Origin of the sequence: Kitasatospora sp. NPDC056076 (assembly GCF_042266305.1) — a bacterium.
Lineage (GTDB): Bacteria > Actinomycetota > Actinomycetes > Streptomycetales > Streptomycetaceae > Kitasatospora.
Genome location: NZ_JBHJWG010000028.1, coordinates 94662 through 116107 on the forward strand (window position 1 = coordinate 94662; position 21446 = coordinate 116107).

Sequence of the window (21446 nt, forward strand, 5' to 3'; positions counted from 1 at the left end):
ACTCCCAGGTTCCGGAGGTCCCCATGCCGATCAGCCAGCCAGCGGTGATCCGCTCCCGCCGGGCGGTGCTGCCCGAGGGCGAGCGCCCCGCGGACGTGCTGATCCGGGACGGCAGGATCGAGCAGGTCGCCGCCCACGGATCGCTCGTGGTCGGCGACAGCGACCTCGTCGACCTCGGCGACACCGCGCTGCTGCCCGGCCTGGTCGACACCCACGTGCACGTCAACGAGCCCGGCCGGACCGAGTGGGAGGGCTTCGCCACCGCCACCCGGGCCGCCGCGGCCGGCGGCGTCACCACCATCATCGACATGCCGCTCAACTCCGTACCGCCCACCACCACGGTGGCGGGGCTGGACGTCAAGCGGAAGACCGCCGAGGGCCAGGCCTGGGTCGACCTCGGCTTCTGGGGCGGGGCCGTGCCCGGCAACGTCCCGGACCTCGAACCCCTGCACCGGGCGGGCGTGTTCGGCTTCAAGAGCTTCCTCGCCCCGTCCGGCGTCGACGAGTTCCCGCACGTCGAGGCCGCCGACCTGGAGGCCGCGCTGGCCGAGCAGGCCCGGATCGGGGCACTGGCGATCATCCACGCCGAGGACCCGGCCGTGCTGGCCGCCGCACCGCAGCAACCCGGCGTCCACTACCGGGACTTCCTCGCCTCCCGCCCGGCCGGAGCGGAGACCGCCGCGGTCGCCCACCTGCTCGACACGGCCCGGCGCACCGGCGCCCGGGTGCACATCCTGCACGTCTCCTCGGCGGCCGTGCTGCCCCTGCTGCGCCGGGCCCGCGAGGCGGGCGTACGGGTCACCGCCGAGACCTGCCCGCACTACCTGACGCTCGCCGCCGAGCAGGTGCCCGACGGCGACACCGCCTTCAAGTGCTGCCCGCCGATCCGCGACGAGGCCAACCGGGACGCCCTCTGGCAGGCCCTGGCCGACGGCGAGTTCACCGCCGTCGTCTCGGACCACTCGCCGTCCACCCCCGACCTCAAGCTGCTGCCCGAGTTCGGCGGCAGCGGCGACTTCGCGGCGGCCTGGGGCGGCATCGCCTCGCTCCAGCTGGGCCTGCCCGCCATCTGGACCGAGGCCCGCCGGCGCGGCCACACGCTGGCCGACGTGGTGCGCTGGATGTCCGCCGGACCGGCCGAACTGGTCGGCCTCACCGGCACCAAGGGCGCCATCGCGGCGGGCTGCGACGCCGACCTGGTCGCCTTCGACCCCGACGGGGAGTTCGCCGTCCACGCGGGCGAGCTGCACCACCGCAACCCGGTCACCCCGTACGCCGGGCGGACCCTGAGCGGCGCCGTGCGCACCACCTGGCTGCGCGGCCGGGTGGTGGACACCGGGGCCGAGCCCTTCGGCCGCCAGCTGCTGCGCCCCGCGGACTAGCCCGGCGGACGGCCCGGCGGAACCGGCCCCGGCGGACCGGCCCCCGGCGGATCGGGCCCTCGCTTCGGTCCCTCGCTCCGGGCCTGCCAACTCCCTTACCCACCACGCCTTCCGAGGAGAGTCAGTGACCACTGCCGACACCCCGAGCGCTCCCTTCACCGAGCTGGTCAACCTGGCCTCCCGGCTGCTCGGCGCGGGCGTCGTCGCCACCAACGAGGACACCTTCGCGGACGCCGAGAACCTGCTGGTGGCCAAGCCGGCCGAGTTCCGCCCGCACACCTTCGGCCACAAGGGCCAGATCATGGACGGCTGGGAGTCCAAGCGCCGCCGCGGCGTCTCCGCGGACCAGCCGCACCCCACCGACCAGGACCACGACTGGGCGATCGTCCGGCTCGGCGTCGGCGGTGCGATCCGCGGCGTGATCGTCGACACCGCGCACTTCACCGGCAACTACCCGGAGAGCGCCGTGGTCGAGGCCGCCTCCGTCCCCGGGCACCCCTCGCCCGAGGAGCTGCGGGCCGCCGAGTGGACCGTCCTCGTGCCGCGCACCCCGCTGCGGGGCGACACCGCCCACGAGTTCGCCGTCCAGGACGACTCCCGCTACACCCACGTGCGGCTCAACATCTACCCGGACGGCGGCGTGGCCCGGCTCCGGGTGCACGGCGAGGTGCTGCCCGACCCGCGCGAACTGGACGGCCTCACCTTCGACCTGGCCGCCCAGGAGTACGGCGGCGTGGCCGAGGCGGCGTCCGACCGCTACTTCTCCTCCCCGCACAACCTGAACGCTCCCGGTCGCGCCTCCGTCATGGGCGAGGGCTGGGAGACCCGTCGTCGGCGCGACAAGGCCAACGACTGGGTTCAGATCGCCCTGGCCGGGGGCGGTGAGGCCCTGGCGGTCGAGGTGGACACCACCCACTTCGTCGCCAATGCCCCCGGCTGGGCCGACCTGATCGGCTTCGACGCCTCGACCGGGCAGGCCGCGACCTCGCAGGCGCCGGCCGACGGCGAGTGGTTCGAGATCCTGCCCCGCACCCGCCTGCAGCCCGACACCCGGCACCGCTTCCGGCTCGACGTCGGCCGCCCGGTGACCCACGTGCGGATCAACGTCTACCCGGACGGCGGCCTCGCCCGCCTGCGGCTGACCGGTCGCCTCACCGAGGCCGGCCGCGCGGCCCTCGCGCTGCGCTGGTTCAACGCCGTCCCGGCCGCGGAGGCCGCCGCCGCCCTCGTCGACGCCGGCCTCGGCGCGGAGGAGGCCGCCGCCCTGGCCGCCGCCCGCCCGCTGGCGGACCCGGCCGCGGCCACCGCCGCGGTCGCCGGCCTCCAGCCGGCCGACGGCCCGGACGGCGAGCACTCCGCCCGCCGCCGCTCGGCGCTGTGGCGCCTGCTGGGCGTCTGAGCGGGGCTCGCCCGCCCGCCCGCTCCACCTCTCCACGCACCGCCTTATCGACACCTGAAGGACCCTCCATGTCCAAGATCCTGACCACGGAGTCCGGCGCCCCGGTCGCCGACAACCAGAACTCGGCCTCGGCCGGCGAGTACGGCCCGCTGCTGATCCAGGACCAGCAGCTGCTGGAGAAGCTGGCCCGGTTCAACCGCGAGCGCATCCCGGAGCGCGTCGTGCACGCCCGCGGCTCCGGCGCGTACGGCTACTTCGAGGTCACCGACGAGGTGTCGAAGTACACCCGGGCGGCGTTCCTGTCGGAGGTCGGCAAGCGCACCGAGGTCTTCCTGCGCTTCTCCACGGTGGCCGGCAACCTCGGCGCCAGCGACGCGGTGCGCGACCCGCGCGGCTTCGCGCTGAAGTTCTACACCGAGCAGGGCAACTACGACCTCGTCGGCAACAACACCCCGGTGTTCTTCATCAAGGACCCGGTCAAGTTCCCCGACTTCATCCACTCGCAGAAGCGCGACCCGTACACCGGCGTGCAGGAGGCGGACAACGTCTGGGACTTCTGGGCCCACTCGCCGGCCTCGACCCACCAGATCACCTGGCTGTTCGGCGACCGCGGCATCCCCGCCTCGTACCGCCACATGAACGGCTACGGCTCGCACACCTACCAGTGGGTCAACGCCGAGGGCGAGGCCTACTGGGTGAAGTACCACTTCAAGACCAACCAGGGCATCCGCAGCCTGGACGGCGACCAGGCCGCCGAGGTGGTCGGCGCCGACGCCGACTCGCACCAGCGCGACCTCCACCAGGCCATCGAGCGGGGCGTGTTCCCGTCCTGGACCCTCTACGTCCAGCTGATGCCGGTCGCCGAGGCCGCGGACTACCGCTTCAACCCCTTCGACCTCACCAAGGTGTGGCCGCACGCCGACTACCCGCTGGTCAAGGTCGGCCGCCTGGTGCTCAACAGGAACCCGGAGAACGTCTTCGCCGAGGTCGAGCAGTCCGCGTTCTCGCCGAACAACTTCGTGCCCGGCATCGGCCCCTCCCCGGACAAGATGCTCCAGGGCCGGCTGTTCGCCTACGCCGACGCCCAGCGCTACCGCCTCGGCGTCAACCACACCCTGCTGCCGGTGAACGCCCCGCACGCCACCGAGGCCGCCAACTACGGCCGGGACGGCCTCATGGCCGTCAACAGCGCCGGCCGCGGCAAGAACTACGAGCCCAACTCGTACGACGGCCCGGCCCAGACCGACGGCGCGCTCGCGGCGCCGGTCAAGGTCGACGGCTACACCGGCACCTACACCACGCCGGCCCACACCAAGGACGACGACTTCTTCCAGGCCGGCGAGCTCTACCGGCTGATGTCGCAGGGCGAGCGGACCCGCCTGATCGACAACATCGCCGGCTTCCTGTCGCAGGTCAGCCGGGACGACGTGGTGGAGAAGAACCTCGCCCACTTCCACGCCGCCGACGAGGAGTACGGCGCCCGCCTGGAGGCCGCCGTCGCCAAGCTCCGCGCGGGCGACGAGGGCTGACCCTCCGCGGGCCGACCCTCCTCGCACACTCCGCACCGACCTTCCGCACCCTCAGGACCGCCGGGGCCCGCACCCCGGCGGCTCCACGACGGGCCCCTCCCCCCGGGCAGTGGGGGAGGGGCCCGTCGGGCTTCGCGGGGGCGCTGCGGCGGAGGAGGTGTCGGGTGCGGGTTCCGTTCGTGCGTGTGCGCGGGGCCCCTTGTACCAGCCGACCGGCCGTGCTCCACGGAATGTTCACGGATATTCACGGACGGCAGCCGCCCGGGGCCCGGGGTGGATAGGCTGGAGACCGCCCGCGGTCGCTCCGTGGGGGGACATCGGAAGGGGACGACATGTCGACACCAGCCCCGGGTCGTCACGCCGCGCTGGACCAGGGCCCGACGGGCCCGTTCACCTCCCTGCAGCACGCCCTCAGACTGCTGGAGGCCGTCGACCGGCACCCCGACGGCGCCACCCTGGTCGGGCTCGCGCGGGAGACCTCGCTGGGCCTGCCGACCGTCCGCCGGCTCGCCGAGATCCTGGAGATCGAGGGCTACCTCCAGTGCCAGGACGGCGGTTGGGTGCTCGGCGGCACCTTCGCCCTGCTCGGGCAGCACAACCGGGAACAGCTCGTCAAGGCCCGGCTGAACCGCAAACTCGCCGAACTCCGGGACGAGTTGGGCGCCGCGGTCTACTTCACCCGGTACCACGACGGGGAGTTGTCGGTCGAGGCGGTCGCCGCCGCCGACTACGCGCCCGCCGTCCAGGAGTGGGTGGACTTCCGTGCCACCGCGCACGCCAGTGCGATCGGCAAGTGCCTGCTCAGCCAGCTCGACGCGGACGGCCGGCGGGACCACCTCTCCCGGCACCCGGTCGCCCGGCTGACCTCCCGCACCGTCACCGATGCCGACCAGCTGATGCACCGGCTGGAGCGCCAGCCCGCGACGGTGCCGGTGCTGGACATCCAGGAGTACGCGCTCGGCACCGTCTGCGCGGCGGTGCCGATCACGGCGGGCAGCACGGTCGGCTGCCTGGCCACCTCGATGCCGGTGGACAACATCCACAAGCTCAGGGCCGCGGCCGAACTGCTGGCCGCCCGGGCGGCGCCGCTGATACTGGCGATGGCGGTCTGAGCACCGCTCGCTCGTGGGGCCCCGTCGGACGCGTCGTCCGGCGGGGCCCGCGCGCTTTCCACGGGAGGGTTGCCGGGGGTGGGTTGCCACGGGAGGGTTTCCGGGGGTGTCCCGCGGTGCACATCACTTATTAGACTCGATGTCGATAAGAGGTGCCGAACCCCTTGTCCCCACCGCTACCGGCGAGTACGTTTCCGAGAGTCGAGCCGCCGCCCCCAGGTCAGGAGGGCCTGCCATGCCCCGCCCCACCCCCGTCCCCGCCGGCGCCGCCCCCGCGGCGCGGGTGCACGAGAGCCTCGTCCTGGAACCCCGGGACGTCCGCTTCGACTGGGCCCGGCTGCCGCTGCACTGGATCCCGGACGAGCCGATGGCCACCCACGTGATCAACGTGCTGCACCTGCTGCTGCCCGAGGGCGAGCGCTGGTTCGTCAAGGTGTTCAAGGAAGCGCTGCCGCTGATCCGGGACGAGCAGCTGCGCGAGGAGGTGCTCGGCTTCATCGGGCAGGAGGCCATCCACGCCGAGGCCCACCAGGAGGTGCTCGACCACCTGCTCGGCCAGGGCCTCGACCCGCGCCCGTACGTCCGGCAGATCTCCTGGCTGTTCCAGCGCGTCCTCGGCGACAAGCCGGGCCTGACGCCGGCGCAGCGGCGGGAGAACGTCATCGAACGGGTCGCCTTCGTCGCGGCGATCGAGCACTTCACCGCCTTCCTCGGCAACTGGGCGCTCAACTCCCCGGGCCTGGACCGGGCCAAGGCCGACCCGACGATGCTGGACCTGCTGCGCTGGCACGGCGCCGAGGAGGTCGAGCACCGCAGCGTCGCCTTCGACCTGATGGTCCACCTGGACCCGGGCTACCTGCGGCGGGTCCGCGGCATGGCGATCTCCGGGCCGCTGCTGGTGCACCTCTGGGTGCGCGGAGCCCGCTTCCTGCTCGCCGCCGACCCGACCCTGGAGGGGCGGCTCAGGCCCACCTGGCGGGAGGCGAGCCGGATCGCCAGGCGCGGACTGCTGCCGGATCCGGTCCGCTCCCTCCGCTCCGGGCTGCGCTACCTCCGGCCGGGCTACCACCCGACCCAGGAGGGCTCCTCCAGCCAGGCGCTGGGCTACCTCGCCACCTCCCCGGCCGCCCGGGCGGCGGCCGGGCGGGGCTGACGGGGAACAGCTGACGGCTGACAACTGACAGGTTTCAACGAACAGCGAACGTTATCTGTTCGCTGAAATCTGAAATCTGTCAGTTGTCAGTCGTCGGCCGTCAGCTGCCGCCCGCCGCCCGCCCGCTCCCGCCGCCCGTCCCCTCTCCCCGCCAAGGACCCGCCCGGATGGACCTGCTCACCCCGCCCCCCGACCTCTACGGCCGCCCCCGCGCCGACGGCTTCATGCGCTGGCTCACCGCCTTCGGTGACCGCTACTCCCCGGCGCTCGGCGGCCCGCTGCTGCGCCGCAACCCCCGCCGCCCGCTCGGCCGCCCCACCCCGCTGCTCCGGCTGGTCGTCGCCGAGCGCCGTCAACTCGCCTCCGACGTGATCGAGTTGACGCTCGCCGACCCCTCCGGCGGGCAACTGCCGTCCTGGCAGCCCGGCGCCCACCTGCGGCTGGCCCTGCCCTCCGGCCGTGAGCGCCACTACTCGCTGAGCGGCGACCCCGCCGACCGCCGGCACTACCGGATCGCCGTCCGGCGGCTGCCCGGGGGCGGCGGAGGGTCCGTCGAGGTCCACGACGCCCTGCATCCCGGCGCCCGCCTCGCCGCCCGCCGTCCGCGCAACGGCTTCGCCTTCTGTGCCGAGCCCGCCGTCCTGCTGCTCGCCGGCGGCATCGGCGTCACCCCGCTCCTCCCGATGGCCCGCGAGGCCCAACGGCACGGCCTGGACTGGACGTTGGTGCACGTCGGCCGTAGCGCCGACACCCTCCCGTACAGCGACGAGCTGCGCGCCCTCGATCCGCGCCGGGTCGTGCTGCGTACCGACGACGAGCACGGCGGCGTCCCCACCGGCGCCGAACTCCTCGCCCACGCCCCGCGCGGCGCCGCCGTCTACTGCTGCGGCCCGGCCCCGATGCTCGCCGCCGTCCAGGCGGCTCTGGACGAATCCACCTCCACCGCCCTGCACTTCGAGCGCTTCGGCGCCGCCCCGGTCACCGACGGCCGGCCCTTCGCCGTCCGGCTCGGCGCCGACGGGCCGATCCTGGACGTCCCCGCCGACCGCTCCGCCCTGGACGTGCTGCGCGAGGCCCGCCCCGACCTCCCGTACTCCTGCCACCAGGGCTTCTGCGGCACCTGCGAGGTCCGCCTGGTGGCCGGTACGCCCGAGCACCGGGACCGCCGCCTCACCCCCGAACAGCGCGCCGCCGGCGCCCTGCTGCCCTGCGTCTCCCGCGCCGCCGAGGGTGAGACCCTCGTGCTCGACCTCGACCTCGACGCCGACCTCGACGTCTAGAAGGAGCCCCCGATGCCCCCGACGGCGCATGCGATGCCGACGTTCTCCTACTCCGAGCGCGACCTCGCCCGCTTCCGCGAGACCCAGCAACTGGCGTACCACTGCGCCGAACAGGTCGCCGCCTGGATCGAGCCCGGGGTCACCGAGCGCCAGACCACCGCCGAGCTGCGCCGCCGCCTGGTCGCCGCCGGGGTGCAGGACTTCTTCCACGTCCCGTTCGCCTGGTTCGGCGACCGCACGGCGTTCCGGCACTTCCACACCCCGCTGCAGTTCTTCGCCGGCGGCCGCCGTCTGGAGGAGGGCATGCCGTACGTGCTGGACTGCGCGCCCGTCGTGGACGGCTACACCGCCGACATCGGCTACGGCGGCAAGGTCGGCGAGAACCGGGTCTGGGACCGGCTGGCCGCCGACCTCCAGGTCTACCGCGAGCTGATCCTCACCGAGGTGCGCGCCCGCAAGCCGCTCAACGAGGTGTACGCGGCGGTGGACGCGCAGATCGCCGCGCACGGCTACGACAACCGGCACCAGGTCTACCCGGGCCGGGTGATCGGCCACCAGGTCACCCGCACCACGGCGCGCGGCCCGGCCGGGGTGAACGTCTTCGGCTTCGGCGTGCGCACCCTGCAGACCCTCGGCCGCGAGCTCATCTCCGAGCGCCTGCACGGCCGTTCGCCGCTGTGGGCGGACGGGCGGTCGTCCCGGCACGCGCCCACCCCGGGGCTGTGGGCGGTCGAGCCGCACATCGGCTTCCGCGGCGTGGGCATCAAGTTCGAGGAACTGCTGGTGGTCACCGAGGACGACGCCTACTGGCTGGACGACGACCTCCCGCACGTCCGCCGCTGGACCGCCGCCGAGCCGACCGCCCTCGCCGCCACCACCACCGCCGAGCCGACCGCCCTCGCCGCGGCCGTCACCGCCACCGCCGAGCCGACCGCCCAGGAGGCCACCCGATGACGACCCCCACCCGCCGCCGGACCGTCCACTCCGGCGGCATCCCGCTCGCCGTCTTCGAGCAGGGCGACCCCGAGGCCCCCACCGTCCTCCTGGTGCACGGCTACCCGGACACCCACACCGTCTGGGACGACATCGCCGCCGACCTGGCCCGCGACCACCACGTGGTCCGCTACGACGTGCGCGGCGCGGGCGAGTCGGGCACCCCGGCGCACCGCGACGGCTACCGCCTGGAGCAGCTCGCCGACGACCTGTTCGCCGTCGCCGACGCCGTCAGCCCGGACCGCCCGGTCCACCTGGTCGCCCACGACTGGGGCTCGATCCAGTCCTGGGAGGCCGTCACCACCCCCGGCGCCGAGCGCCGGATCGCCTCCTACACCACCCTGTCCGGCCCCAGCCTGGACCACATGGGCTTCTGGCTGCGCCACCGGATGCGCCGCCCCACCCCGCGCCACCTGCGCCAACTGCTGCACCAGGGCGCGCACTCCTGGTACATCACCGCCTTCCACCTGCCCTTCCTGGCCCCGGCCGTCTGGCGCCTCGGCCTCGCCCGGGCCTGGCCGCGGGTGCTGCGCGACCTGGAGCACGTCACCCCGCGGGCCGACCACCCGCAGCGCACCCTGCGCCGCGACGCGGTCCGCGGCATCGAGCTGTACCGGGCCAACTTCCGTCCCACGCTGGGGAGTCCGCGGGAGCGGCCGACGGAGGTGCCGGTCCAGCTGGTCACCCTCACCCGGGACCGCTACGTCGGTACCTACCTCTCCGAGGGCCTGGAACGCTGGGTGCCCCACCTGACCCGCCGCACGCTGCACGCCGGCCACTGGTCGGCGCTGCTGGAGAAGGGAGCCGCCGTGGCCGGCATGGTCCGCGAGTTCACCGCCCGGATCGACACCGGGAAGGCGGACGGGGCCCAAGAGTCCTACGGTGACGGCCGGTTGGTGGTGGTCACCGGTGGCGGCAGCGGCATCGGCCGGGCCACCGCGCTGGCCTTCGCCGAGGACGGCGCCCGGGTGGTGGTCTGCGACCTCGACCTCGCGGCCGCCGAGCGCACCGCCGAACTCGCCGCCCTGGTCGGCCCGCAGGCGCACGCCTACCAGGTGGACGTCTCCGACGGCGCCGCGATGGACGCCTTCGCGCAGCGCGTCGCGGCCGAGCACGGCGTGCCCGACGTGATGGTCAACAACGCCGGCATCGGCCACTCTGGGACGTTCCTGCAGACGACCGAGAAGGAGTGGCAGCGCGTCCTGGACGTCAACCTCTGGGGCGTCATCCACGGCTGCCGCGCCTTCGGCACCCTGATGGCCGACCGGGGCCAGGGCGGCCACATCGTCAACGTCTCCTCGGCCGCCGCCTACCTGCCCGCCAAGGCGCTCACCGCCTACGCGACCAGCAAGGCCGCCGTCTTCATGCTCTCCGACTGCCTGCGCGCCGAGTTCGTCGGCCACGGCATCGGCGTCTCGACCATCTGCCCGGGCATCGTCAACACCAACATCACCCGCACCTCCACCTTCTCGGCGACCACCGCCGACGAGCAGTCCGCCAAGCAGGCCCGCGCCGCCAGGCTCTACGCCCGCCGCGGCTTCCCGCCCGAGAAGGTCGCCGGCGCCATCGTCAGCGCCGTCCGCACCGGCAAGCCGGTCGTCCCGGTCACCCCCGAGGCCAAGGCCGCCCGCCTCCTCTCCCGCCTCAGCCCCGGCCTCCTGCGCCTCGCCGCCCGCCTCAACATCACCTGATCGGGCGAACGTCACCTGATCGGCCCCAACGGGCCTGCGATATCAACTATCATCGATTGTGATATCGCAGGTCTGTATTCCTTTGGAGGCGACTCATGGCTCGCACCGTGATAGACGTCAACGACGAACTCCTGGCCGAGGCCGCCGAGATCCTGGGCACGTCGACCAAGGTCGCGACTGTCAACGCCGCCCTTGAGGATCTCGTGAAGCGCCGCAAGCGCGAGAGGTTCATGGCTTGGCTCGCAGAGGGCGGACTGCCTGATCTCACCGGACCGGTCGAGAACGGTGAGTGAGCGCTACCTGATCGACAAGTCGGCCTTTGCCCGTTATCCCAAGCCGACGGTCATGTTGGTTCTCAAGCCGCTGATCTTCAGAGGCGTGGTGGCGATCTGTGGGGCCATCGAGTTGGAGATCATGCACAGCGCCCGGTCGAAGGCCGACGCCCTTGAGATCCGGGAGGGCTTGAGCGGGTTCGAGTGGCTGGCCACACCCGACGAGGTGTGGGACCGCGCCATCGAGGTGCAGGCCCTCCTCACGGCCGCCGGCAACTGGCGGGCGCTGTCCGTGGCGGATCTCATCATCGCCGCCACGGCTGAGCGTCATGGCGCGACCGTCCTCCACTACGACGGCGACTACGACATGATCGCCGCCGTCACCGGTCAGCCCACCGAGTGGGTCGTCCCGCCGGGGACGGCGGACTGAGAGCCCCTCGGCACTGTGAGAGCATCGAGGTCCATGGAGATGACAACGGCTCTGTGGTCCTTCGCCCTCGTCGTGGGGCTGCTCACCCTCACCCCCGGGCTCGACACCGCGTTGATCCTGCGGACGTCCGCGCTGGGGCGGCGGCGGCAGGCGTGGGGGGTCGTGCTGGGGATCCAGACCGGGACGCTGATCTGGGGGACGCTGACCTCGGCGGGCGTGACGGCGCTGCTCACCGCCTCGCAGGTGGCGTACGAGGTACTGCGCTGGGCCGGTGCCGCCTACCTGGTGTGGATGGGCGTCGGGATGCTGCGCAAGCGCGGGGCGCAGGCCGAGGCCGAGGAGGAGTCGGCCGAGGGCGGGTTCGTCCACGGCTGGCGGCGCGGGACGCTGACCAATCTGCTGAATCCCAAGGTCGGGGTGTTCTACGTGGCGGTGCTGCCGCAGTTCATCCCCTCCGGGGCCCCGCACTTCGCCGCCGGGGTGGCGCTGACCGGCGTGCACGTGGTGGAGGGCGTGCTGTGGTCGACGGTCCTGGTCGGCTTCGCCCGGGTGCTGCGGGGCTGGCTGCGCCGCCCGGCCGCCCGGCGGGTGATGGACCGGGTGACCGGTGCGGTGGTGGTGGGCTTCGGCCTCAAGCTGGCGCTGGCCGACTGAGCGGAGCTGCCGTACCGGACCGGTTCAGTCCGGTTCAGGCAGGTTCAGTCCAGTTCGGACCGGTTCAGGCCGGGGTGAGCCGCCGCAGCCCCTCGCGCAGGTCGTCGGCGTTCATGCAGATGCGGACGTCCACGTTCGCTTCGAGTCGCAGCCAGAACGGCTCGCAGATCGCGACGACGGAGGCCTCGTCCGGTACGTCCACGACGAGCAGCATGCCGCGGCGGCCGTCGCCGCTGGCGAAGAAGTACGAGGCCTCGGGCTTGAGTTCGCCGAGGACGCGTTCCAGTTCGGCGCCCATCGAGCCGTCGGCGATGAGCTTGTTGGAGGCAGCGGTGTCGAGGGTGACATCCAGCAGGGCGCGCATGGTCCCCGCTCCTTCCCCGGGCTCGGGGTGAGTCCGCACCTCCAGCCTCCCGCTGCCGACTACCGTCCGCAACGTCACCCGGGCGGTCGCAGCGAGTGGCCGGACGCGGGGGGCGTCACGCCGCGTGCGGCGAGCGCCGCTCGACGGACTCCTGCGCGGGCAGCGGGGCGGCGGTGTCGTGGTGGATCGGTCCGTTGCCGGCGCTCAGCGGCAGGCAGCTGCCGCCGCGGCGGTGGGCGATGATCTCGGCGGCGACCGAGACGGCGGTCTCCTCGGGGGTGCGGGCGCCGAGGTCGAGGCCGATGGGGGAGCGCAGCCGGGCGAGTTCGGCGTCGGTGAGGCCGGCGTCGCGGAGCTTGGCCTGCCGGTCGCGGTGGGTGCGCCGGGAGCCCATGGCGCCGACGTAGCCGACCGGGAGGCGCAGGGCGCGTTCGAGCAGTGGGACGTCGAACTTGGCGTCGTGGGTGAGCACGCAGAGCACGGTGCGGCCGTCGATCCGGCCGAGTTGGGAGTCCAGGTAGCGGTGCGGCCAGTCGACGACGACCTCGTCGGCCTCGGGGAAGCGCCGGGTGGTGGCGAAGACGGGCCGGGCGTCGCAGACGGTGACGTGGTAGCCGAGGAACTTGCCGATCCGTACGACGGCGGCGGCGAAGTCGATCGCGCCGAAGACGAGCATCCGGGGCGCGGGCACGTAGGACTCGACGAAGCAGGTGACCGTCCCCTGTTCCTGTTCGTCGCAGGGCCGGCCGTCGAGGCCGAGCACGATCCGTCCGGTGCGTCCGGCGTCGAGCATGGCCCGGGCCTCGGCTACGAGGGCGCGTTCGAGGGCGCCGACGGTGGACGGTCCGACGCTGAGCGCGCCGTGCTGTGCGTCGGCGGTGACGGCGAGGGTGGCGCCGAGGAGTCCGGCCGGGCCGTCGATCACCCGGGCGAGGGCGACGGGCGTGCCGTCGGCGATGTGGCGCAGGCCGGTGTCCAGGCCCGGGTCGGTGCCGGGCACGACCGGCTGGACGAACACGTCCAGGATCCCGCCGCAGGTCAGGCCGACGGCGAAGGCGTCCTCGTCGCTGTATCCGAAGCGTTCCAGGACGGGTTCGCCGGATTCGATCGCGGCCTGGCAGAGCTCGTAGACGGCGCCTTCGACGCAGCCGCCGGAGACGCTGCCGACGGCCTCCCCGGCGGCGTCGACGGCCAGGGCCGCCCCGGGGTCGCGCGGGGCGCTGCCGGAGACGCCGACGACGGTGGCCACGGCGAAGGAGCGCCCGGACGCGTGCCAGGCCTGCAACTGCTCGGCGATGTCCTGCATGTCGGATGCTCCTTACACGTTTCGACAGTAGCGGGAGACGCCGCCGTACGGGAAACGATCCCGTACGGCGGCGGTGATGATCAGAAGGGCACTCAGTGCACGCCCAGCCAGGACTTGACGGGGCTGAGCGCGAAGTACACGACGAACACCGCGGTGAGGATCCACATCAGCAGGCCGGGCTCGCGCCACTTGCCCTGGCCGGCCTTGATCACCGAGTAGGAGATGACGCCGGCGGCGACGCCCGCGGTGATGCTGTAGGTGAACGGCATCAGCACGCAGGTGAGGAAGGCCGGGATGGCGACCTCGCGGTCGGACCAGTCGATGTGCCGGGCCTGGCTCATCATCATCGAGCCGATCACCACGAGGGCGGCGGAGGCGACCTCGACCGGGACGATGCCGGCCAGCGGCGAGAAGAACAGCATCAGGGCGAACAGGCCGCCGGTGACGGTGGAGGCGAGGCCGGTGCGGGCGCCGTCGCCGACGCCGGTGGCGGACTCGACGAAGACGGTCTGTCCGGAGGCGCCGGCCAGGCCGCCGACCGCGCCGCCGGCGCCGTCGATGAACAGGGCCTTGGACAGGCCGGGCATCCGGCCCTGCTTGTCGGCGAGCCCGGCCTCGGTGCCGACGCCGATGATGGTGGCCATCGCGTCGAAGAAGCCGGCCAGCACGAGGGTGAACACGGCCACCGAGGCGCTGATCGCGCCGAGGCCCTTGCCGCCGAAGGCGCCGAACAGGTCGACGTGGCCGAAGAGGCTGAAGTCGGGGGCGGCGACGGGGCTTCCGGGCCACACCGGGGCGGAGTTGCCCCAGGCCTTGGCGGGGAGGTCGGCGAGCTTGTTGACGACGACGGCGACCACGGTGCCGCCGGCGATGCCGATCAGGATCGCGCCGCGCACGCCGCGCGCCATCAGCACGAAGATCGTGAGCACGGTGAGGCAGAAGATCAGGACGGGCCAGCCGGAGAGCTCGCCGAAGGGGCCGAGCGACAGCGGGGTGGGGCCGCCGGTGTGCACGAAGCCGGCCTTGTAGAGCCCGATGATGGTGACGAACAGGCCGATGCCGATGGTGATCGCGTGCTTGAGCGGCAGGGGGATGCCGTTCATGATCTTCTCGCGCAGTCCGGAGACCACCAGCAGCACGATCAGCAGGCCGTAGATCACGCACAGGCCCATGGCCTGGGGCCAGGTGGTGTGCGGTACGACGAGTGCGGAGACCGCGCCGGAGACGGAGAGGCCGGCGGCCAGGGCGAGCGGCACGTTGCCGACCACGCCCATCAGGATGGTGGTGACGGCGGCCGCGAGGGCGGTGGCGGTGGTCAGCGCGGCGTGGTCGAGCTTGACGCCGGTGACGTCCGCGCCACTGAGGATCAGCGGGTTGAGCAGGATGATGTACGCCATCGCCATGAACGTGGTGAGGCCACCGCGTAGTTCGTTGGCGAGGGTCGAGCCGCGGGCCGAGATCTTGAAGTACGCGTCGAGCGCGCCCTTGGGCTCTGCTGTCGAGGGCGAGGGGTGGGTCTCGTCCTCGGCGGGTCTGTCTGCTTCAGTGGTGCCGGGCTCCGTGGGGATCCTGGTCATGTCCACTCCCAAGTGTCAAAGGGGGTTGGGGTGGGCGAGCCGACCTGACTGCCAGTCAACGAAGTTGGCACAGGGGGACGGTATCGACTCACTGGAGGCACTCGTCGGGGAGTGCCAGCGGTGCGGATGGGGTGGTGCGTGAGGGTGGTGCGTGGTGGTGCAGGTGCGGGTGGTGCGCACCACTGCGGAACCCCGGCGTGGGCAGGGCAGCGGATGTGGGGGTCCCGGGGCGGCGGGGAAGACGTGTCGCCGCCCCGGGAAGTACGGCCGTGGTAGGCCTCGCTGGTCGAACCGAACTGGTCGAACCGAACTGGTCGAACCGAACTGGTGGAACCTCGCTGGTCGAACTCCCGCTGTCAGCCGGGCTGTTCGGTGGTCAGGTGTTCCGGCCGGACCGGGATCCGGTTGAGCGCGAGTCCGGTCGCGTTGCGGATCGCCGCCACGATCGAGGGGGTCGCCGACACGGTCGGCGCCTCGCCGACGCCGCGCAGCCCGTACGGGGCGTGCGGGTCGGGCAGTTCGAGGACGTCCACCGGGATCGGCGGGGTGTCCAGGATGGTGGGGATCAGGTAGTCGGTGAAGGAGGCGTTGCGCACCTTCCCGTCCCGGACGATGATCTCCTCCATCACGGCCAGGCCGAGGGCCTGGGTGCAGCCGCCCTGGATCTGGCCGACCACGGAGAGCGGGTTGAGCGCCTTGCCGACGTCCTGGACGGCGGTCAGCTCGACCACCTTGACCAGGCCGAGTTCGACGTCCACGTCCACCACGGCGCGGTTGGCGCAGAAGGTGTACTGGACGTGGCCGAAGCCCTGGCCGGTCTCCTTGTCGAAGGCCTGGGTCGGCCGGTGGTGGTGCTCGCGGGTGAGGTCGATGGCCTCGTCGCCGAGCAGGTCCACCATGGGCACGAGCACGCCGGCGCTCTCCGAGACGACCTTGCCGCCGGTCAGCGTGATGTCCTTGTGGGTCCAGCCGTAGCGGCGCCGGCCCTTCTCGATCAGCTCCCGCCGGACGGCCTCGGCGGCGATCTTCACGGCGCCGCCGGTCATGTACGTCTGGCGCGAGGCGGAGGTCGAACCGGCCGATCCCACTTCGGTGTTGGCCGGGTGGATGGTGACCTGCTCGACGCCCAGCTCGGTGCGGGCGATCTGGGCGTGCACGGTGACGCCGCCCTGGCCGACCTCCGCCATCGCGGTGTGCACCATGGCGACCGGCTCGCCGCCGATCACCTCCAGGCGCACCCGGGCGGTGGAGTAGTCGTCGAAGCCCTCGGAGAAGCCGACGTTCTTGATGCCGACCGAGTAGCCGATCCCGCGCACGATGCCCTCGCCGTGCGAGGTGTTGGAGAGTGCTCCGGGCAGCGAGCGCACGTCGAGGTGCTCGGTGTCCAGCGGCGGCGGCAGCGGCATCTCCTTGGCCCGCCGCAGCAGTTCGGCCACCGGGGCAGGGGAGTCGATCTGCTGGCCGGTGGGCATGAAGTCGCCCTCCGACATCGCGTTCAGCTGCCGCAACTCGACCGGGTCCATGCCGAGTTCGACGGCCAGCTTGTCCATCTGGGTCTCGTAGCCGAAGGCCGCCTGGACGGCCCCGAAGCCGCGCATCGCCCCGCAGGACGGGTTGTTGCTGTAGAGCGCGATGGCGTGCATCTTCACGTTCGGGATCACGTACGGGCCGTGTCCGAGCGAGGCCGCGTTGCCGACGACGGCGGGGGAGGCGGAGGCGTAGGCGCCGCCGTCCAGCACGATCCGGCAGTCGGCGAAGACCAGCTTGCCGTCGCGGGTGGCGCCGTGCTCGTAGTGCATCCGCGCCGGGTGGCGGTGGACGTGGCCGTAGAAGGACTCGTCCCGGGAGTACACGATCTTGACCGGCTTGCCGGTGTGCAGGGCCAGCAGGCAGGCGTGGATCTGCATCGAGATGTCCTCGCGGCCGCCGAAGGCGCCGCCGACGCCGGCCAGGGTGAGCCGGACCTTCTCCTCGGGCAGGTCCAGCACCGGGGCCATCTGCTCGCGGTCCACGTGCAGCCACTGGGTGGCGATGTAGAGGTCGATGCCGCCGTCCTCGGCGGGCACGGCCAGGCCGGACTCGGGGCCGAGGAAGGCCTGGTCCTGCATGCCGACCTCGTAGTCGCCGCTGACGATGACGTCCGCCAGCGCCCGCACCTCGTCGGTCACGCCGAGGCCGGAGACCAGCCGCTGCTCGTGGCAGATGTTGCCGTACGCGTGGGACTTGTACTCGTGCGGCTCGTGCACGTACCCGTGGGTCTGCGGGTCCAGGCACTGCTCCTCGGTGACGATCGGGGTGAGCACCTCGTACTCGACCTTGATCTTCTTCACCGCGCGCCGGGCGGTCTCCGGGTGGTCGGCGGCGACCAGGGCGATCGCCTCGCCGTGGTAGCGGATCTTGTCGATGGCCAGGGCCGGCTGGTCCTGGATCTCCAGGCCGTAGTACTTGGCGCCGGGGATGTCCTCGTGGGTGAGCACCGCGTGGACGCCGGGCACCTTGAGCGCCTCGGAGATGTCCACCGAGAGGATGTTGGCCCGGGGGTGCGGCGAGCGCAGCGCCATGCCCCAGAGCATGTCCTCGTGCCACATGTCCGAGGAGTAGGCGAACTCGCCCTTGACCTTCAGGTTGCCGTCCGGGCGCAGCGGCGAGCCGCCGATGCCGTCCTTCGAGGCCTGGTTGATGTTCTGCAGGTTCTTCTGGCCCTGGATGGTCCGCGTGGTCATGCCGAAGCCCCCTTGCCCGAGCACTTGCGGGCGGAGGCGAGCCGCACCGCGTCCATGATCTTCTCGTAGCCGGTGCAGCGGCACAGGTTGCCGGACAGCGCCTCGCGGATGTCGTTGTCGCTCGGCTGGGCGTCCTGCTCCAGCAGGGCGTCGGTCTGCACCAGCAGCCCCGGGGTGCAGAAGCCGCACTGGACGGCCCCGGCGTCGACGAACGCCTGCTGGACGAGGCCCAGCTCGCCGTTCTCCTCGGCCAGGCCCTCGACCGTGCGCACCTCGCGGTCCTGCACCTGGCCGGCGGCGACCAGGCAGGAGCAGACCGGCACGCCGTCCAGGTAGACGGTGCAGGAGCCGCACTCGCCCTGCTCGCAGGCGTTCTTCGAGCCGGGCAGGCCGACGCGCTCGCGCAGCACGTAGAGCAGGCTCTCGCCCTCCCACACGTCGTCGGCCTCGACCTGCTTGCCGTTGGCGGTGAACGTGACCTTCATGCCGCGCTCCTGATCTGCTTGCTGTAGTCGTTCCAACACCAGGTGAGGGTGCGGCGGGCCATCACGGCCAGCGCGTGCCGCCGGTAGTCGGCGGTGCCGCGGACGTCGTCGATGGGGGAGGCGGCGGCCTTGACCAGCTCGCCGAAGCGCTGGATCACCTCGGTGCCCAGCAGCTCCCCGGACTCCCAGAGCCCGCGCTCGGCGAGCACGTCCCGCAGGTACTCCTCGGCCTCGACGGCGCGGCGCGGCGTGGGGGCAGCCGAACCGATACCGGTGCCGACGGTGCCGTTCTTCGGGTGAAGGGCGAAGCCGAAGGCGCAGACCGCGATCACCATCGCGTTGCGGGTGCCGATCTTCGAGAACTGCTGGGGGCCGTCCGCGACCGGGATGTGCACGGCCCGGATCAGCTCGTCGGCCTCCAGGCTGTTGCGCTTCACGCCGACGTAGAACTCGTCGATCGGGATCAGCCGGGTGCCGCGCACCGAGGCCGCCTCGACGAAGACGTCCCGCCCGGCCGCCAGCAGCGCGGGGTGCGCGTCACCGGCCGGGGAGGCGCCGCCGAGGTTGCCGCCGACGCCGCCGCGGTTGCGGATCTGCGGCGAGCCGACGGTGTGGGCCGCGAGGGCGAGCCCGGGCAGCGGCCCGGACAGCTCCGAGATGATCCGGGCGTACGGGACGGAGGCGCCGAGTCGGACGACGCTGCCGTCGTTCGTCCATTCGGTGAGCTCGGTGACGCGGTTCAGGTCGAGAATCGCGGATGGCCGGTGCACGTCGAAGTTCAGCTCGACCATGACGTCCGTGCCGCCCGCGATGGGCAGCGCGGTCGGGTACTCAGCCTTCGCCGCGAGAGCCTCGTCCCAGGTGGCGGGCCGAAGGAACTCCATGCGGGTTTCTCCTCAGGTCTTCGCCGACCGGGTGTCCGGCGGCGTGTCGCCCAGTGAACTCCTGTGACGCGGCCCACTGGCAGTCACCGATGGCATGAAGCCCCGGCTGTGAGCCCGCCCGGCATCCTGTACGTTCCTCTAAGCAGGAGAATCCGCAGCCCAGGTGTTCGCCGAGTGCTACCTACGACCGTAATCCGGCCGTGATTCGCGGGCTACGGGCCCGTGACCCGGCGGCTCGCTGGTACGTAACGCCGAGCACGGATGTTCGGGCACACTGTCACCCCCGGACGGCGTACCCGGCAGCCCCCACCCCCCCTCCAGGCCCCCGATCCCCGCTTCCACCCCCGTTCCCACCCTGCTTCGACCCCCGCTTCCACCCCGCCCTGCCACCCTGTTCCTGCCCCCGATAGGAGTCCGCGGATGCGTGTCCGTGACCTGCTCGCCCCCGGCGCCCCCCGACTGCGCCTGCTCGCGGCGGAGGAGGAGCTGGACCGGCAGGTCAGCGGCGTGATGACCACGGACCTGCACGACCCCGGCCGTTACCTGCACGGCGGCGAGCTGGTGCTCACCGGGATGCTCTGGCGCGGCGGCCCCGCCGACTCCGAGCGCTTCGTGCGGACCATCGCGGCCGGCGGCGCGGTCGCCCTGGCGGCCGGCGAGGCCGAGGTCGGCCCGGTGCCCGAGGACCTGGTCGAGGCCTGTCGCCGGCACCGGATGCCGCTGCTGGCCGTGCCCGACGACATCGCCTTCGGCACCGTCACCGAGTTCATCGGCCGTCAGGTCTCCGCCGACCGCGCGGCCGACCTCGCCGCCCTGGTCGACCGGCACCGGCTGCTGGTCTCGGCGGCCGGCGGCGGCGGACTGGACGCCGTGCTGGACCTGCTCGGCGGCGACCTCGACCTGGACTGCTGGGTGCTCACCCCGACCGGCGCGGTGATCGCCGGCCCGGCCGACCGGCTCACCGCCGAGGACCGCGACCAGCTGGTCCGCGCCCACCTCGCCGCCCAGCGCCAGCGCCGCCGCCCCCCGCACCGGGCCCGACTGGCCGGCGGCGCCTACTCGCTGCTGCCCGCCGCGGCCTCCGCCGAGCACGAGGCGCCGCTCGTCGACTGGGTGCTCGCGGTGGCCGGCGACGTCACCGAGTGGACCACCAAGCGCCAGCAGCTCGCCGAGAACCTGGCCCGGCTGGTCGCCGCCGAGCGCCACCGCCGGGACGAGGGCCGCCGGCTGCGCCGCCGGCTGGCCGACGAACTGCTCGCCCTGCTGCGCCGCGACGCCGACCCGGCCGAGATCAGCCGCACCCTGTACGCCTCCTCGGCGATGGCCGCCCGCTACGAGAGCCACGAGCCCAAGTCCCCCGTCCAGGACGCCTCCTGGCTGGTGCTCAGCGCCGAGGGCACCGGCCTGCCCGAGGGCACCGTGCGGGCCGTGCTGGAGGAGGCGCTCGGCGGCACCAGCGACCGCGCCCTGGTCGCCGGGGCGGGCAACGGCGCCGTGGTGGTGCTGCCCGCGCTGGACTCCCCGGTGCCCGCCGACACCCTGCGCGAGCTGCTCGCCCCGCTGGAGGCCGGGCTGGGCTCGGAGGGCCGGATCACCCTCGGCGTCTCCGCCCCCGCCTCCGAGGCCGGCGGCCTGCGCGGCGCCCTGGAGGAGGCCCGGCACGCCCGCCGGATCGCCGCCGCCCGGGTCGGCCGGGTCTGCGTCGCGGGCCCCGAGGAGCTGGCCTCGCACGTGCTGCTGCTGGCCGCCGTCCCGGACGAGGTCCGCCGGGCCTTCCGCAGCCGGCTGCTGGACAAGGTGATCGCGTACGACATCGAGCACCAGGCGGACCTGGTCCGCACCCTGGAGGCCTTCCTGCGCTCGGACGGCTCCTGGACCCGCTGCGCCGGGCAGCTGCACGTCCACGTGAACACCCTGCGCTACCGGATCGGCCGGATCGAGGAGCTGACCGGGCGGGACCTCTCCCGCCTGGAGGACCGGGTGGACTTCTACCTGGCGCTGGAACTGGCCTGACCGTTTCCTGACAGTTCCGCCCGATGAGCGCCGGTCCCAGGAACGGCCGCTTCCTGGGAGGTCGCTGGACGGCGCCGGAACCGGTCGGGAGCCGTCAGGAGAACGGCCGGGGGGCCGGCGCGCACACCCCCCCCGGGGCCCCCCGCCGGCGCCCCCCGCGGGCCGGCGGGGCCGGCGCCCGGCGGACCCCCCGCCGCCC

At 73.0% G+C, this 21446-nt stretch carries 18 protein-coding genes; 12 read left to right on the forward strand and 6 right to left on the reverse strand.

Annotated elements, in window-relative coordinates; all coding sequences use genetic code 11:
- Positions 1-23: 23 nt before the first annotated feature.
- The 11 genes from allB (at position 24) to ACFC1T_RS23255 (ending at position 11895) form a co-directional block, all read left to right on the forward strand.
- Positions 24-1382, forward strand: a complete 1359-nt coding sequence (gene allB / locus ACFC1T_RS23205) for an allantoinase AllB (protein ID WP_375891454.1) — start codon at positions 24-26, stop codon at positions 1380-1382.
- Positions 1383-1506: 124 nt separating this feature from the next.
- Positions 1507-2781, forward strand: coding sequence for an allantoicase (gene alc / locus ACFC1T_RS23210; RefSeq protein ID WP_375891455.1), 1275 nt, complete (start codon positions 1507-1509; stop codon positions 2779-2781).
- A gap of 68 nt (positions 2782-2849) precedes the next feature.
- Positions 2850-4310, forward strand: coding sequence for a catalase (locus tag ACFC1T_RS23215; protein ID WP_375891456.1), 1461 nt, complete (start codon positions 2850-2852; stop codon positions 4308-4310).
- Positions 4311-4642: 332 nt separating this feature from the next.
- A complete protein-coding gene (locus tag ACFC1T_RS23220; RefSeq protein WP_375891457.1) occupies positions 4643-5422 on the forward strand; it encodes an IclR family transcriptional regulator in 780 nt (259 codons plus the stop codon).
- A gap of 235 nt (positions 5423-5657) precedes the next feature.
- Complete coding sequence (locus ACFC1T_RS23225; RefSeq protein WP_375891458.1) at positions 5658-6575, forward strand: metal-dependent hydrolase; 918 nt, start codon at positions 5658-5660, stop codon at positions 6573-6575.
- 167 nt (positions 6576-6742) lie between these two features.
- Positions 6743-7855 carry a PDR/VanB family oxidoreductase gene (locus tag ACFC1T_RS23230; RefSeq protein ID WP_375891459.1) on the forward strand — a complete coding sequence of 371 codons (1113 nt, stop codon included), beginning with the start codon at positions 6743-6745 and terminating at the stop codon, positions 7853-7855.
- Positions 7856-7867: 12 nt separating this feature from the next.
- On the forward strand, positions 7868-8809 hold the full coding sequence (locus ACFC1T_RS23235; protein WP_375891460.1) for a M24 family metallopeptidase: 942 nt from the start codon (positions 7868-7870) through the stop codon (positions 8807-8809).
- Entirely contained in the window at positions 8806-10539 is a 1734-nt protein-coding gene (locus tag ACFC1T_RS23240) for an SDR family oxidoreductase (RefSeq protein ID WP_375891461.1), read from the forward strand. Before ACFC1T_RS23235 ends, ACFC1T_RS23240 begins: the two co-directional genes overlap by 4 nt.
- 95 nt (positions 10540-10634) lie before the next feature.
- Positions 10635-10832, forward strand: coding sequence for a type II toxin-antitoxin system VapB family antitoxin (locus ACFC1T_RS23245; RefSeq protein ID WP_375891462.1), 198 nt, complete (start codon positions 10635-10637; stop codon positions 10830-10832).
- On the forward strand, positions 10825-11241 hold the full coding sequence (locus ACFC1T_RS23250) for a PIN domain nuclease (protein WP_375891463.1): 417 nt from the start codon (positions 10825-10827) through the stop codon (positions 11239-11241). The genes ACFC1T_RS23245 and ACFC1T_RS23250 overlap by 8 nt, the downstream gene beginning before the upstream one ends.
- Before the next feature lie 33 nt (positions 11242-11274).
- Positions 11275-11895: a LysE family translocator gene (locus ACFC1T_RS23255; protein WP_375891464.1), complete on the forward strand. Its 621-nt coding sequence runs from the start codon at positions 11275-11277 to the stop codon at positions 11893-11895.
- Positions 11896-11959: 64 nt separating this feature from the next.
- Here the strand turns inward: ACFC1T_RS23255 and ACFC1T_RS23260 are convergent, their stop codons facing one another.
- The 6 genes from ACFC1T_RS23260 to ACFC1T_RS23285 form a co-directional block, all read right to left on the reverse strand.
- Complete coding sequence (locus ACFC1T_RS23260; RefSeq protein ID WP_375891465.1) at positions 11960-12259, reverse strand: hypothetical protein; 300 nt, start codon at positions 12257-12259, stop codon at positions 11960-11962.
- A gap of 115 nt (positions 12260-12374) precedes the next feature.
- On the reverse strand, positions 12375-13565 hold the full coding sequence (locus ACFC1T_RS23265; protein ID WP_375891466.1) for an XdhC family protein: 1191 nt from the start codon (positions 13563-13565) through the stop codon (positions 12375-12377).
- Positions 13566-13657: 92 nt separating this feature from the next.
- Positions 13658-15142 (reverse strand): NCS2 family permease, encoded by a 1485-nt coding sequence (locus ACFC1T_RS23270; protein ID WP_375891467.1) that lies wholly within the window; start codon positions 15140-15142, stop codon positions 13658-13660.
- Between the two features lie 356 nt (positions 15143-15498).
- Positions 15499-17865 carry a xanthine dehydrogenase subunit D gene (pucD, locus tag ACFC1T_RS23275; protein ID WP_375891468.1) on the reverse strand — a complete coding sequence of 789 codons (2367 nt, stop codon included), beginning with the start codon at positions 17863-17865 and terminating at the stop codon, positions 15499-15501.
- Positions 17862-18350, reverse strand: coding sequence for a (2Fe-2S)-binding protein (locus ACFC1T_RS23280; protein ID WP_375891469.1), 489 nt, complete (start codon positions 18348-18350; stop codon positions 17862-17864). Before ACFC1T_RS23280 ends, pucD begins: the two co-directional genes overlap by 4 nt.
- Entirely contained in the window at positions 18347-19234 is an 888-nt protein-coding gene (locus ACFC1T_RS23285) for an FAD binding domain-containing protein (protein WP_375891470.1), read from the reverse strand. Before ACFC1T_RS23285 ends, ACFC1T_RS23280 begins: the two co-directional genes overlap by 4 nt.
- A gap of 420 nt (positions 19235-19654) precedes the next feature.
- On the opposite strand from ACFC1T_RS23285, the gene ACFC1T_RS23290 reads away from it, so the two are divergent.
- Positions 19655-21247: a PucR family transcriptional regulator gene (locus tag ACFC1T_RS23290; protein ID WP_375891471.1), complete on the forward strand. Its 1593-nt coding sequence runs from the start codon at positions 19655-19657 to the stop codon at positions 21245-21247.
- Positions 21248-21446 lie beyond the last annotated feature (199 nt).